Here is an 11,891-nt window from a genome sequence, read left to right on the forward strand (position 1 = left end):
GCGCGGTCGTCCGGACCTGTCCGGTGCGCTCCCCCCAACCACCGCGGATGACCATGCTTGGCGACCTGCTGATGACCTTTTTCGAAGTGGCGCGCCAGGGCAGCATCACCATGGCGGCCCGACAGCTGCGCGTGAGCCAGCCCACCGTCACCGGCCGCATCCGCCAGCTCGAAGAATCGTATGGCGTTGAGCTGTTCCACCGCCGCGCCAGCCGGGTTGACCTGAGCGACGTGGGGCTGGCGCTGATGCCGGTGGTCGAGCAGCTGATGCAGCACGAAGGCCAGGCCGACTACCTGCTGCGCAACGCCGGCGACCTGCGCTTCGGCAGCCTGCGCCTCGGCGCCACGGGTCCCTACTACATCCTGCGCGCGGTGGCCGCGTTCCGGCAGCGCTATCCGGCAATCGAGGTGAGCCTGGACATCGGCAATTCGCAGCAGATGCTGGAAGCACTGTTCGAGTACCGGATCGACGCGGCCGTGTCGTCGCATCCGGTCGAAGACGACCGCCTTGCGCGCATCCTCCTGGCCTCGGCGCCGATGGTGCTGGTGGTGCATCCGGACCATGCGCTGGCGCGCCTGCCGCAGGTGGACCTGGCCCAGCTGCGCGGCTGCCACCTGCTGGTACGAGAGCATGGCTCGATGACACGCAAGGCGACCGAGGATGCGCTCGCCGCCTGCGCGCAGCAGCTGCCGCGGCATACCGTGATCGGCAGCCGCGAGGCCATCTACGAAGCGATCCGCCAGAACCTCGGCGCGAGCGTGGTGCCGCTGGGCGAAGTGCCGCAAGACCCGCTGCTGCGGGTGGTGCCGTTTGCGCACGGCGCGCCCGTGCTGAACGAATACCTGTATTGCCTGCAGAGCCGGCGCGGCACGCGTCTGGTGGGTGCCTTCCTGCCCTGCTTGACGGCGACCGATGCCGCGGCCGATGCCGCTGCCGCCGCCGAGCCGCGGGCGGCATGATCGCGCGCGCCGACGCCTTTCCTGAATACGACCAGCTGCTGGCGCTGTTCGACGCCGCCAGCCATGTGCTCGACTGCCGCGTGGTGGGCGAAGCCGTGGTGCAGGGCCACCGCTTCGGCTTGCATGTGGCCACCCTTGGCAGCCGCGACCCGCAGGCGCCGGCCATCGGCATCTTCGGCGGCATCCACGGGCTCGAGCGGATCGGCACGCAGCTGGTGCTGGACTACCTGCGCTCCGTGCTGGGCCGGCTGGCATGGGACGAACTGCTGCATCGCGAACTGCAGGCCGTGCGGCTGGTGTTCATGCCGATCGTCAATCCCGGCGGCATGTGGGCCGGCACCCGGGCCAATCCCAACGGCGTCGACCTGATGCGCAACGGCCCGCAGGACGCCGACGCGCCCGTGCCGTTCCTGGCCGGCGGGCAGCGCCTTGGCGCCTGGCTGCCCTGGTATCGCGGCCCGGAAGGCGGGCCGATGGAGCTGGAGAGCCGCGCGCTGCTGCGCGTGGTGCAGGAAGAACTGCTGCCGCGCCCGCTCAGCTTTGCGGTGGACTGCCACTCCGGCTACGGCTGGCGCGACAGCATCTGGTTCCCGTACGCGCGCACGCGCCGGCCGATGGCGCACCTGCCCGAGATGTACCTGCTCAAGACCCTGTTCGAGCAGGCGCACCCGCACCACGGCTACACCTTCGAGCCGCAAAGCCACCAGTACCTGCTGCATGGCGACCTGTGGGACCATGCGTATGACCTCACGCCGGCCGGCAACCTGTTCCTGCCGATGACGCTGGAGCTGGGCTCGTGGCTGTGGATCAAGAAAAACCCGCGCCAGCTGTTCTCGCGCGAGGGGATCTTCAACCCGATCAAGGCGCACCGCACCGCGCGCGTGCTGCGCCGCCACGTGAGCCTGTTCGATTTCCTCGGGCGCGTCGCGTTTGCGCCGGAACGCTGGCTGCCGCACGGGCCGCAGCGCGAGGCACTGCTGCAGCAGGCGCGCGCGCACTGGCAGACAGAAGCGTTGCCATGAACTGTTGAGGTTGGCATGAGCCGATGGGTATTCCTGCGGGGACTGACGCGCGAGACGCGCCATTGGGGGCACCTGCCCGCGCAATGGGAAGCGGCCGGGCTGGGCCGGCCGCTGCTGCCCGACCTGCCGGGCAATGGCGCGCTGTCGGTGCAGCCCGCGCCCTGGTGCGTGCGCGACATGGTCAGCGCGGTGCGCCGGCAGCTGTCGACGGCCGGCGCGCGCGGGCCGTACCGCGTGCTGGCCATGTCGCTGGGCGCGATGGTCGCCACCGAGTGGGCCAGCAGCTATCCGGACGAAGTCGGCGGGCTGGTGCTGGTCAACACCAGCATGCGGCCCTTCTGCACGCCGATGCAGCGGCTGCGGCCGCGCAACTGGGGCAAGCTGCTGCGCGTCGCGCAGCGCTGGCACGACCGCGCCTATTGCGAGCGCACCATTCACGCCATCACCTGCGCGCGCGCGGATACGCTCGTCGCCGACATCGCGGCCTGGCAAGCCATTGCCGCCGACGCGCCGGTCAGCCGCTGCGCCGCGCTGGCGCAACTGGTGGCCGCGGCACGCTATCGGGCACCGGCGAACGCGCCTGGCTGCCAGTTGCTGCTGATTGCATCGTCATCGGACCGGCTGGTCGACCCGGCCTGCTCCGCACGTATCGGACAGGCCTGGAACGCGCCGGTGCTGACGCATCACTGGGCCGGCCACGACCTGCCCCACGACGATCCGGGCTGGTTGTGCGAGGCCGTGGCGCGCATGGTGTCAGGCAACGGCTAGCGCCCGCTCCGCCGGCATCAGGCCGGTCAGCATCCCCGCGGCGGCGTCGAGCCGGTCCGTGCTGCCGAACAGCCGCGCACTGATCAGGCCGTTCTGCAGCGCGCCGAACGCAATCTCCGCCAGTTGTTGGGGCGACGCCGGGTAAGGCGCCTGCCGCTGCGCGGCCGCGCGCTCGAACAGCCGCGCAAGCCATTGCTCGTTGAGGCGGACAAAGTCGCGCATCGCGCTGCGCACGGACTCCGGCAGCATCAGCACATCCGCCGCCAGCATGCCGACCAGGCACGCTTCGTCGGTGCCGGCGCCGGCGCACAGGGGAGCCAGGTATTGGCGCGCCTGCTCGGCCGGCGGCAGGCTGCTGTCGATGGCCGCCAGCCGTGCCTGCTTGCGTGCGCTGTATTCGCGCACCGCTTCCAGCACCAGGTCTTCTTTGGTCGGAAAGTAATAGTGGATGCTCGAGGTCTTGACCCCGACCAGTTCCGCCAGGTCGCGGTAGCTGAACCCGTTGAACCCCCGACGGCGGATCAGCACCAGTGCATGTTCGACCAGTTCTTCACGTACGGACCGGGTTTTCATCGTTCCAACTCCTTCGTTCTGCACCGCGCGGCTCAGGCCGGCAGCGCGCGTGCGACGAGCGTGATGAGGGACCCGCTTACCAGGCAAAGCCCTACCCATCCGCCCAGGATCAGCGCAGTGTCAAGCCAACGCATGATCGACTCCATGAACCGGGCTGCTCGCTGGCAGCCCGGTGGTTACAGGGGGCCGGCAACTTGCCGGCCGTTTTTCAGACGCTTGCCTCAGGCGATTGCACCGTCGGTGTAGGGGTCAGCCTTGCCAACACGTGCGCCATCGGTGTAGGGGTCGGCCTTGCCAACACGTGCGCCATCGGTGTACGGGTCGGCGCTGCGTGCGGGCGAGGCCGAGACGCCGCTGCGGTCCAGTCCGGCGACGATGCGGGCACCGTCGGTGTACGGATCAGCCTTGCCTACGCGTGCGCCTTCGGTGAACGGGTCGAACTGGCCGCTGCGTGCCGGCGAAGCCGAGACGCCGCTGCGGTCCAGGCCGGCGACGATGCGTGCGCCGTCGGTGTACGGATCAGCCTTGCCGACGCGTGCGCCTTCGGTGAACGGGTCGAACTGGCCGCTGCGCGCCGGCGAAGCCGAGACGCCGCTGCGATCCAGGCCGGCGACGATGCGGGCACCGTCGGTGTACGGATCAGCCTTGCCGACGCGTGCGCCTTCAGTGAACGGATCGAACTTGCCGGTGCGGGCACCGTCGGTGAAGGCATCGGTCTTGCCAACGCGGAACTGGTAACCGTACTTGTCACCGGCGAAGCTGCTGTCCTGCACGCCAGCGGCGTGGGCGGCGCCACCAGCGAAGGCGGCGGCAAGGGTGGCGGCGGTGATGAGGGTCTTGGCGAACTTGGTCATGATGGGCTCCAGGGGGGCGATGTTTCGGATCGCGTCAATCGGTGTCAGTGGCTTCGCGGTGCATTTTTTGGGGTAGTTATCTACTAGTAGATAGATCACCTGCCCTGAAAAAATGACCGCCTTCGGTCATGCATGGGATCGTCGCTGGGCCCTGCTCTTCGTTGCTGCTGGCGCTGCGGCGCTTCCATGAGTCAAATACTATCTACTACTAGGTAGATAGTCAAGGAAGAATATTTCTATGGGACTGATAGCCGATAGTAAGTTGTTGATTCCAAAAGAATATAGCGAGAAAAGAAGCGGGCGCGAGCCGCCAATGAAAAAAGCCGCCGCGCAGCTTTCGCCACCCGACGGCTCTGGACGCGCCACTGACAGCGCGATAAATCGGAACGCTAACCCTTAGCCAGCCACGGCTGCCATCAGCGTATCGGCCGCTGCCTCGACGCGGTCGGACGTGCCGAACAGCCGGGCTGCGATCAGGCCACTTTGCAGCGAACCGAACACCACCTGCGCCAGCCGTGGCGGCGGCACCGGGAATGGCGTGCTGCGCAGCGGCTGCGCACGCTCCAGCAGTCCCGTCAGCCATTTCTCGTGCATCAGGTAGAAGCCCTGCAGCAGCTGGTGCACGGATTCGGGCAGGCACAGGGTTTCGGTCGACAGCATGCCGCACAGGCAGATCTGGTCGGAGCCGCAGCTGTTGCGGAACGGCGCCAGGTAGATCGCGGCCTGCTCGGTGACCGGCAGCTTCGTGTCGATGGCGCGCAGGTGCTCGCTCAGGCGGGCGCTGTATTCCTTCACCGCCTCGAGGACGAGGTCGTCCTTGGTCGGGAAGTAATAGTGAATGCTGGAAGTTTTCACACCCACCAGTTCGGCCAGGTCGCGATAACTGAAGCCGTTGAAGCCGCGGCGGCGGATCAGGACCAGGGTGTGCTCGAGCAGTTGCTCGCGTACGGATTGCGTTTTCATAAAGGCAGTGTATCTACGCGAAGATAGGCGCTCAAGCTGAAATGCCCCGGCGCCCGGGTAATCCCCTAGCGCCGAGGCATCGGCTTTACGGTTTTAGCCAGGCAGGACCTGCGCGGCGAAGGTGATCATCGAGCCACTCGTCACGCAGAGCACCAGCCATCCGCCAAGCAGCAGGATGCTGTCACGCAAACTCATGATGGACTCCATCGGGCAGCGGCCTTGCTGGCCGCCGCCGTAAAGGTGGTCAAGCCGCCGGCCGGTGGCCGGCAGGGATCAGGCGAGCGCGCCGTCGGTGTACGGGTCGGCCTTGCCCACGCGCGCACCGTCGGTGTACGGGTCGAAGCTGCGCGACGGCTCGGACGACACACCGCTGCGGCCCAGCCCGGCTACGGTACGGAAGCCGTCGGTGTAGGGGTCGGACTTGCCGACGCGTGCACCTTCGGTGAACGGGTCGAACTGGCCGCTACGGTAGCTGACAGTGCGAGCACCGTCGGTGTACGGATCAGCCTTGCCTGCACGGCCATCGGTGTACGGGTCGAACTTGCCGGCACGCGCGCCTTCGGTGAACGGATCGAACTTGCCGGTGCGGGCACCGTCGGTGAAGGCATCGGTCTTGCCGACGCGGAACTGGTAGCCGTACTTGTCACCGGCGAAGCTGCCGTCCTGCACGCCGGCGGCGTGGGCGGCGCCACCAGCGAAGGCGGCGGCAAGGGTGGCGGCGGTGATCAGGGTCTTGGCGAACTTGGTCATGATGGGCTCCTGGTGGCGATGTTTCGGATCGCGTCAATCGGTGTCAGTGGCTTCCTGCTGGGCTTTTCTCGCTTTTCCATCTACTGGTAGATAGATGGACAGCGCTAAAAAAAGACCGCACAGCGGTATTGCGATGGGATCGCCACTTCTCCGCCCTTCCTGCTTTGCTGCTGGCGGTGCAGCGGTTCCATGGAGAGAATGCTATCTACTACTAGGTAGATAGTCAAGGCAAAATTTTCCTATCGGCGCGATAGGACGGCCCATGGGGCAGAGATCCGTCCGCACGGATGGACATTTCTTAACATGTTCATCGTAGCCTGCTAGCCTGAAATAACACGGACCCGACCATGGCACGCCGCCCTAGCATGTTCGACACGCCGCATCCCGACCCTGCTGCAACCGTCCCCGCTCCGGCGGCGCCGGGCACGCTGCGCTGGCTTGCCGTGGCGGCGGGCGTCGCGCTGGCCGCCGGCGTTGCGCGCCATCTACTGTTTCGTGCGGTGGAGCGCAAAGCATTTGTCACGCGAACGGATGAAACAAGCACCGGGACTCCCGTGCCCTGGTCATCCATGCCTGTGCGGCATACCACGTTCGCCAGCGGCGATCGGGAGTTGCATGCCCGCTTTGTCCCCGCCGCCCGCCACGATGCGCCCGCGCTGATGGTCTGCCATGGCGACAATGAAACCCTGGCCGACTGGCTGCCGGTACAGGCCATGCTGGCCGAGTCCGGCATCGCATCCTTCGTGTTCGACTACAGCGGCTATGGCCGCAGCAGCGGGCGCCCTTCGGTGCGCCACCTGCGCCAGGACGCCATGACTGCATACCGGCAGTTTGTTGCGGCCGCGCCCGCGGCGTCGCGCCGCGTGGTGCTGGGCCATTCGCTGGGCTCGGGCATCCTGCTTGACGTGGCGCGGCACCTCGCGCCGCAGCCCGACGGCTATATCATTGCCGCCGGCTTCAGCTCGGCGCGGCGCGCCGCGGTGCAGACCGGCCGCGTGCCGGCCTGGGCAGCGTGGCTGCTGCCGGATCCCTGGAACAACGCCGCGCGTGCCAGCCGCCTCGAACGCCCGCTGCTGGTGGTGCATAGCCGCGCTGATGCCGTGTTCGCGCACGTCCATGCGGAGCGCGTGGCCGCCGCCGCGCGGCACTTGCATCAATTGGTGATGCATGACGCCATGCCGCATGGCGCCGCCATCGAGCCAGACCATATCGCCGCATTCTGGTCGCCGATCGTTCGTTACGTGCATGAATTGGACACTCTCCCGCAGCATGAAACCGGCGCGCGCGTGGAGGTCGTGGAAGCAGGCGGGGAATGCAGCCAGGGCCGGAATCCGCTCGAAAACCCGCACAAAAACAGCGATCCGATGCGCGTGCCAGGCAAGCAGTGAGGGGGCGATCCGAAGTCGCCGGACAATCTACCGCAGACTCCCGCAAGCGGCAATCATCCTTGTGGGCGAGGCACCACGGCAAGGAGGCCAAGAGGCCTTTTATCGATTTCTTGTCTATATTTGACCTCGTGGCACAAGCATCGCAATTTCGCTTTGACAGAACTGGAGGTACTGCCATGCGTTGGCTTGCAAACTTGTTCAGTCCGCCGACCCCGGAAAAAATCGCCGAAAGGGAACTGCAAGACATGAGGCTGACGCTATTCCAGGCCGAGCGGAAGTTGCTCGAGGCGCAGATGCAGGTGGCCTATTACCGCGACATGGTCGCGTTCCTGGAAGATGTCTCGGCCAAGGGCGTGGAGGACGTGGTGGACAAGCGCCGCGCCACCGTGCCGGCAATGGCCGAGTTGCCCTCCGCCGCGCAGAATGCGCGCGCGCCGGGCCTGACCACCGTGCCGATCGTTCCGTCCGCCGCCTGAACCGGCAGTCGTGCCGCCCTGCCCGCATGGCGGGCGTGCGGCATCAGCGGGCCTGACCTGTGCGATACTCGCGCTGCCTGCCGCGCCCATCGGCGCGCGGGCACGCCGTCACACAGGAACCTGCCCCATGAGCGAACTGCTGCCCGCCATTGAAATCGAAACCGCGCCCGATCCCCGCTGCGCCGTGATCTGGATGCACGGGCTGGGCGCCGACGGCAGCGACTTTGCACCGGTGGTGCCGGAATTGCGGCTGCCCGCCTCGCCTGGCGTGCGCTTTATCTTTCCGCACGCGCCGGCGATTTCCGTGACCTGCAACGGCGGTTATGTCATGCCGGCCTGGTATGACATCTATTCCCTCGACGAGGCCGGCCGCCGCGCCGATGAGGCCGGCATCCAGGCCTCGTGCAATGCCATCCGCGCGCTGGTCGCGCGCGAGAATGCGCGCGGCATCCCCTGCAGCCGCATCGTGCTGGCCGGGTTTTCACAGGGCGGCGCCATCGCCTATACCGCGGGCCTGACGCATCCGGAACCGCTTGCCGGCATCGTGGCGCTGTCCAGCTATATTCCCGCGCCGGGCACGGTGGCAGCGCAGGCCAGCGCCGCGAATGCCGCCACGCCGGTGTTTGCCGCGCACGGCACGCAGGACGATGTGGTGCCGTTGCAGCTGGGCGTTGCGGCACGCGACTTTATCCAGGCGCGCCAGCATCCGCTGACATGGCAGACGTACCCGATGGGGCATTCGGTCTGCCTGGAAGAGATCGTTGCCATCGGCGCATGGCTGGCGGAGCGCTTCGGCCCTGCCGGTGCCTGACCTGATCAAACGCCGATAACCCTGACAGATCGCCGCAAGGGCCACGCCCGCGCGGCAAGCCGTACCCATGAGCCTCGCCCCACTGCCCCGCATCGATTTCAACACCCGCAAGGCGCTGCTGTTCGCGCTGACCGCCGAGCGCCTGTCGGCCTATTACGAGCACCGCAAGTGGATGACGGACGCACAAGGCGCGACGCTCGCAGCCGAATGGCTGTCGCGCTCGCGGCTGCAGCTGCCGCTGTCCGAGCGGCGTTTGCTGTCGGAACTCAGCGACCAGTTCGCACGACAGCTGGCCGAGACGCTGTCGCGCGAAGCGGGCTTGTATGCCGCGCACGAAATGATGGAAGCGCTCGATCCCAACTATCAGTCTGCCTTTGCGCACGACATGCTCGATGAATGCGAACGGCTGCTGCGCGAGAACGGCGTGATGGAATAAGCGAATCAGTGAATTAGCGAATTAGCGCTTCTCGCCGGCATTGCAGGAATTGGCGAAAACGCTAAATCGTGGATGGGGCGCGATTGCCGGAGAGCTTGCCAGAGCATCCAGACGTGGCATAACCGCTGTGTTTGCAAAGGTTGACAATCGCTTTGCGGCGGGGCGCTTACACTGCGCGCTCCAATAATGCCCCCATCGATTCCACCATGGAACGCAAGCACTGCCTCGCCTGGATCGCGCTGAGCATGATCGCAGCGGCCTTGCTGACGCTGCTGTGCCTGATCCTCAATGACCACGCAGAGACCCGTGCCGCCACCCGCATACGGCAGATGGAAGTCCGCGTAGGCACGCAGGTATCGCCGCAGGCGGGTGCGCCCCGGCCCGCGACTTCAGAACGACGACCAGGTAGTTAAGAAGGACAATGCACGGACGGAGCGCGGGCTTGAGTCTAGTCGCGGCCCCTGGCCGCGACTGCAAAAAATTGATAACGATTGCGTCGCGTCACTGGTTCGGCCAGGACAGGCCGGCGGCCTGTGCCAGCGCCAGGTAGGACGTTGCCAGGTGGTATGGCGAAGTCGACGGCATCTCCGCACGCACCACGTCGCCTGAAGGCGCGAGGCATTCGTGCCATCCCTGCGCATGCAGGAAGCGGTTGCGGAACTGCCCGGCCCACGCTTCCAGCGTAGCCAGCGACCCGGGTTGTCCATGCAGCGCCAGTGCGCGTGCATACTCGGTCTGCGCCCAGATGCGCTGGGTACCGTCGAGCAGCCCGCCACGCGCGTCCAGTGCCGCGCTGACGCCCAGCGTGCCGGGCGCCACGCCATGCCGCTGCGCAAAGTCGAAGGCCTGGCGCAGCGCGCCTTCCAGCGGCAGGTCGCCGAACAGCTGCGGCCGGCTTGCGACCAGCGAGAACCATTCGAACTGGTGGCCCGGTTCGATGCGATTGTCGGCACTGCCCTGCGGCAGCTCGGCGATACAGCCGCTCGCGGGATCGACAAAGCGCTCGAACACGGCCATCGCGATCTCGCGCAGCCGCTCGGCATACCATTCGTCGCCGGTCGCATCGAGCGCGGCCAGGTAGGCCTCGGTCAGGTGCATCACCGGGTTCTGCAGCACGCCTGCGCCTTTCGGGCGAAAGTGCTCGTTAAGCGCGGCATGGTACAGCCCGCCATCTTCGGTGAAGAAGTCCTCGACGACGTCGACGGTTTCGTCGAGCACTTCGAGCGCATCGGAATTGCCGCGCAGCGCGTGGTAGCTGGCGCAGGCAAAGATCACGAAGGCGTGCGTGTAAAGGTCGCGCGTGGTGTCCAGCGGCGAGCCGTCCGGTCCGACGCTGTAGATCCAGCCGCCCGCCCCGTCGCCGAAATACGCCTGCAGCGAGCCGAACAGCGTATCGGCATGCGCATGCTGGCCCGCCACCGAAAACACATAAAGCTGCCGCGCACAGGCCATGGCACGGTAGCGCGCCGCCGGCAGCGGCGCGGCCGTGGCGCCGTCGAGGGCCTCATAAGGCAGGAACAGGCCGGCATTCCAGCCGCTGGCAGTCCACAGCGGCAGCACCGTGGCGTCGTAGTGCGCCGTCAAGGCGGCGACCTGTTGGTTGAGCGCGGTCGAATTGAGCATGGTCGGTGGCGAGAAGCAGGCGCCACGTGGCGCCAGGCGCAGAAGGTTACTGGATTCGGCGCAGCGGGGGAAGCCGCGGCACGCGTATCTTGCCATGCCGCGGTTGCAATTCTCCGATGGCACCATGCGCCTGTAGTTGCTAGCATCAAATGCGTCCCACCTGCCAACGGGAGGCGCCAATGTCGACCCTGCCCCTTACGCTTTCGGACCATCACCGCACGCTGGTACTGCACGTGCTGGAAGAGCCATCCGGCCAGTACACCTGGCGCATTGTCATGGAAGAACTTTGCGGCGCGGCCGATGCCGACTGCACTGTTGAAGCGCCTTCCACATACAGTTCGCATGCCGAGGCCGAGGCAGCCTGCTGGGCCGCCGGCAATGGCATGCTGGATGGCCCGCGCGCGGCGAGCGAACTGCGCACCACGTGAAGCACGCCGCCCGCGCTGCCATGTGCAGGCGCGGGCGTCTGTGCGGTCCTTAACCTTGCGCGCTGCCGCGCATGTCCTAGTCTGGAATCGTGGCAGTGGCAACGCGGGCAGCTATTTGCCCGCGATTCTCCGTTCCGGCCACGCCCAGGGCCTTCGCGAAGCCTGGGTGCTTCCCTGCCACCTGCCTGTCATCTTCCTGGCCTTTACTGGCCTGGTCGCCTCGCCGCGCTTGCCATCGGTGCGGTGGCAGGGCCGCAGGAGCATGAAATGGAAAAGCCGGTTGTCTCTCCGCAGCGCTTCGTCGAGCTGATGAACGAGCGCCTGAGCAAGCATCCCTTGTACCAGGAGGGCATGCGCGTCTATGCCATTCCGCAGCATACCGACCACCCCCGCAGCCTGGTGTGCGTGGGACCGCGCGGCACCGAATGCGTGTGCGCCACCATCGAGAACATCGTGCGTGGCGAATGCGAGGTGTTCCCCGACATTGCCCAGGACTGGCACCGTCCCCGCGACCACGGGACGCCACACGAGGCGCGGGCACGTTGAATGCCCGCTTAGCGCATGCCCAGCGGATGGCATGACGAGAACGCCAGCTACCGCGGCTATCGCATTCACGTCGCGGCGCTGCGCTATGGCAGCCAGCACGAAGGCTGGTGGACGCTGCGCGCCGAAGTCTGGCATCACGGCACACGGCTGCCATGGCCGTGCCCCGTGATGCAGACGCGCTTTGGCTGTGCCGGCGATGCCACGCGCGCGGGCATGGCCTGGGGCCGCGAAGCCATCGACTCGGATATCGCCGGACAGCGCGATGCCGAGGAAGCGGTACAGCCCTAGCAACCG

At 66.8% G+C, this 11,891-nt stretch carries 16 protein-coding genes; 11 read left to right on the top strand and 5 right to left on the bottom strand.

The window, feature by feature from the left end; genetic code table 11:
• The first annotated feature begins 53 nt into the window (after positions 1 to 53).
• From E1J61_RS06205 to E1J61_RS06215, 3 genes are read left to right on the top strand one after another with little or no spacing between them, the layout of a single operon-like run.
• Positions 54 to 959 carry a LysR substrate-binding domain-containing protein gene (locus tag E1J61_RS06205; protein ID WP_133093337.1) on the top strand — a complete coding sequence of 302 codons (906 nt, stop codon included), beginning with the start codon at positions 54 to 56 and terminating at the stop codon, positions 957 to 959.
• Positions 956 to 1,981 carry a M14 family zinc carboxypeptidase gene (locus tag E1J61_RS06210; RefSeq protein ID WP_133093251.1) on the top strand — a complete coding sequence of 342 codons (1,026 nt, stop codon included), beginning with the start codon at positions 956 to 958 and terminating at the stop codon, positions 1,979 to 1,981. The genes E1J61_RS06205 and E1J61_RS06210 overlap by 4 nt, the downstream gene beginning before the upstream one ends.
• Positions 1,982 to 1,996: 15 nt before the next feature.
• Entirely contained in the window at positions 1,997 to 2,749 is a 753-nt protein-coding gene (locus E1J61_RS06215) for an alpha/beta fold hydrolase (protein WP_133093252.1), read from the top strand.
• Here the strand turns inward: E1J61_RS06215 and E1J61_RS06220 are convergent.
• From E1J61_RS06220 to E1J61_RS06235, 4 genes are all read right to left on the bottom strand, one after another.
• Complete coding sequence (locus tag E1J61_RS06220; protein WP_133093253.1) at positions 2,735 to 3,322, bottom strand: TetR/AcrR family transcriptional regulator; 588 nt, start codon at positions 3,320 to 3,322, stop codon at positions 2,735 to 2,737. The genes E1J61_RS06215 and E1J61_RS06220 overlap by 15 nt on opposite strands.
• Positions 3,323 to 3,543: 221 nt before the next feature.
• Positions 3,544 to 4,176 (bottom strand): copper resistance protein CopQ, encoded by a 633-nt coding sequence (locus E1J61_RS06225; protein WP_133093254.1) that lies wholly within the window; start codon positions 4,174 to 4,176, stop codon positions 3,544 to 3,546.
• 396 nt (positions 4,177 to 4,572) lie between these two features.
• Positions 4,573 to 5,139 (bottom strand): TetR/AcrR family transcriptional regulator, encoded by a 567-nt coding sequence (locus E1J61_RS06230; RefSeq protein ID WP_133093255.1) that lies wholly within the window; start codon positions 5,137 to 5,139, stop codon positions 4,573 to 4,575.
• Positions 5,140 to 5,412: 273 nt separating this feature from the next.
• Positions 5,413 to 5,889, bottom strand: coding sequence for a copper resistance protein CopQ (locus tag E1J61_RS06235; RefSeq protein WP_133093256.1), 477 nt, complete (start codon positions 5,887 to 5,889; stop codon positions 5,413 to 5,415).
• A 347-nt stretch (positions 5,890 to 6,236) separates the two neighbouring features.
• Between E1J61_RS06235 and E1J61_RS06240 the strand changes: the two genes are divergently transcribed.
• From E1J61_RS06240 to E1J61_RS06260, 5 genes are all read left to right on the top strand, one after another.
• A complete protein-coding gene (locus E1J61_RS06240) occupies positions 6,237 to 7,277 on the top strand; it encodes an alpha/beta hydrolase (RefSeq protein ID WP_243736801.1) in 1,041 nt (346 codons plus the stop codon).
• Positions 7,278 to 7,453: 176 nt separating this feature from the next.
• Positions 7,454 to 7,753: a hypothetical protein gene (locus tag E1J61_RS06245; protein WP_133093257.1), complete on the top strand. Its 300-nt coding sequence runs from the start codon at positions 7,454 to 7,456 to the stop codon at positions 7,751 to 7,753.
• A 127-nt stretch (positions 7,754 to 7,880) separates the two neighbouring features.
• The gene (locus E1J61_RS06250) at positions 7,881 to 8,564 is read left to right on the top strand and encodes an alpha/beta hydrolase (RefSeq protein ID WP_133093258.1); all 684 of its coding nucleotides are present in this window, start codon (positions 7,881 to 7,883) and stop codon (positions 8,562 to 8,564) included.
• A gap of 67 nt (positions 8,565 to 8,631) precedes the next feature.
• Complete coding sequence (locus E1J61_RS06255; protein WP_133093259.1) at positions 8,632 to 9,000, top strand: hypothetical protein; 369 nt, start codon at positions 8,632 to 8,634, stop codon at positions 8,998 to 9,000.
• 206 nt (positions 9,001 to 9,206) lie between these two features.
• Positions 9,207 to 9,413, top strand: a complete 207-nt coding sequence (locus tag E1J61_RS06260; protein ID WP_084402732.1) for a hypothetical protein — start codon at positions 9,207 to 9,209, stop codon at positions 9,411 to 9,413.
• 88 nt (positions 9,414 to 9,501) lie between these two features.
• On the opposite strand, the gene E1J61_RS06265 is transcribed toward E1J61_RS06260, so the two are convergent.
• On the bottom strand, positions 9,502 to 10,623 hold the full coding sequence (locus E1J61_RS06265; RefSeq protein ID WP_133093260.1) for an AGE family epimerase/isomerase: 1,122 nt from the start codon (positions 10,621 to 10,623) through the stop codon (positions 9,502 to 9,504).
• A 179-nt stretch (positions 10,624 to 10,802) separates the two neighbouring features.
• On the opposite strand from E1J61_RS06265, the gene E1J61_RS06270 reads away from it, so the two are divergent.
• The 3 genes from E1J61_RS06270 to E1J61_RS06280 all read left to right on the top strand — a co-directional run bounded on the left by E1J61_RS06270 (position 10,803) and on the right by E1J61_RS06280 (position 11,885).
• Positions 10,803 to 11,051, top strand: a complete 249-nt coding sequence (locus E1J61_RS06270; protein WP_133093261.1) for a hypothetical protein — start codon at positions 10,803 to 10,805, stop codon at positions 11,049 to 11,051.
• A 267-nt stretch (positions 11,052 to 11,318) separates the two neighbouring features.
• Complete coding sequence (locus E1J61_RS06275; RefSeq protein WP_133093262.1) at positions 11,319 to 11,597, top strand: hypothetical protein; 279 nt, start codon at positions 11,319 to 11,321, stop codon at positions 11,595 to 11,597.
• A 15-nt stretch (positions 11,598 to 11,612) separates the two neighbouring features.
• Positions 11,613 to 11,885: a hypothetical protein gene (locus E1J61_RS06280; RefSeq protein ID WP_133093263.1), complete on the top strand. Its 273-nt coding sequence runs from the start codon at positions 11,613 to 11,615 to the stop codon at positions 11,883 to 11,885.
• Positions 11,886 to 11,891 lie beyond the last annotated feature (6 nt).

Source organism: Cupriavidus sp. L7L, assembly GCF_004353535.1.
GTDB classification, from domain to species: domain Bacteria; phylum Pseudomonadota; class Gammaproteobacteria; order Burkholderiales; family Burkholderiaceae; genus Cupriavidus; species Cupriavidus oxalaticus_A.

Bases quoted from the DNA above. Each gene is read 5' to 3' on its own strand.
- E1J61_RS06225 (WP_133093254.1), bottom strand. From the start codon at position 4,176: ATGACCAAGTTCGCCAAGACCCTCATCACCGCCGCCACCCTTGCCGCC.
- E1J61_RS06220 (WP_133093253.1), bottom strand. From the start codon at position 3,322: ATGAAAACCCGGTCCGTACGTGAAGAACTGGTCGAACATGCACTGGTG.
- E1J61_RS06275 (WP_133093262.1), top strand. From the start codon at position 11,319: ATGGAAAAGCCGGTTGTCTCTCCGCAGCGCTTCGTCGAGCTGATGAAC.
- E1J61_RS06260 (WP_084402732.1), top strand. From the start codon at position 9,207: ATGGAACGCAAGCACTGCCTCGCCTGGATCGCGCTGAGCATGATCGCA.
- E1J61_RS06205 (WP_133093337.1), top strand. From the start codon at position 54: ATGCTTGGCGACCTGCTGATGACCTTTTTCGAAGTGGCGCGCCAGGGC.
- E1J61_RS06215 (WP_133093252.1), top strand. From the start codon at position 1,997: ATGAGCCGATGGGTATTCCTGCGGGGACTGACGCGCGAGACGCGCCAT.
- E1J61_RS06245 (WP_133093257.1), top strand. From the start codon at position 7,454: ATGCGTTGGCTTGCAAACTTGTTCAGTCCGCCGACCCCGGAAAAAATC.
- E1J61_RS06235 (WP_133093256.1), bottom strand. From the start codon at position 5,889: ATGACCAAGTTCGCCAAGACCCTGATCACCGCCGCCACCCTTGCCGCC.
- E1J61_RS06210 (WP_133093251.1), top strand. From the start codon at position 956: ATGATCGCGCGCGCCGACGCCTTTCCTGAATACGACCAGCTGCTGGCG.
- E1J61_RS06265 (WP_133093260.1), bottom strand. From the start codon at position 10,623: ATGCTCAATTCGACCGCGCTCAACCAACAGGTCGCCGCCTTGACGGCG.
- E1J61_RS06280 (WP_133093263.1), top strand. From the start codon at position 11,613: ATGCCCAGCGGATGGCATGACGAGAACGCCAGCTACCGCGGCTATCGC.
- E1J61_RS06270 (WP_133093261.1), top strand. From the start codon at position 10,803: ATGTCGACCCTGCCCCTTACGCTTTCGGACCATCACCGCACGCTGGTA.
- E1J61_RS06240 (WP_243736801.1), top strand. From the start codon at position 6,237: ATGGCACGCCGCCCTAGCATGTTCGACACGCCGCATCCCGACCCTGCT.
- E1J61_RS06255 (WP_133093259.1), top strand. From the start codon at position 8,632: ATGAGCCTCGCCCCACTGCCCCGCATCGATTTCAACACCCGCAAGGCG.
- E1J61_RS06230 (WP_133093255.1), bottom strand. From the start codon at position 5,139: ATGAAAACGCAATCCGTACGCGAGCAACTGCTCGAGCACACCCTGGTC.
- E1J61_RS06250 (WP_133093258.1), top strand. From the start codon at position 7,881: ATGAGCGAACTGCTGCCCGCCATTGAAATCGAAACCGCGCCCGATCCC.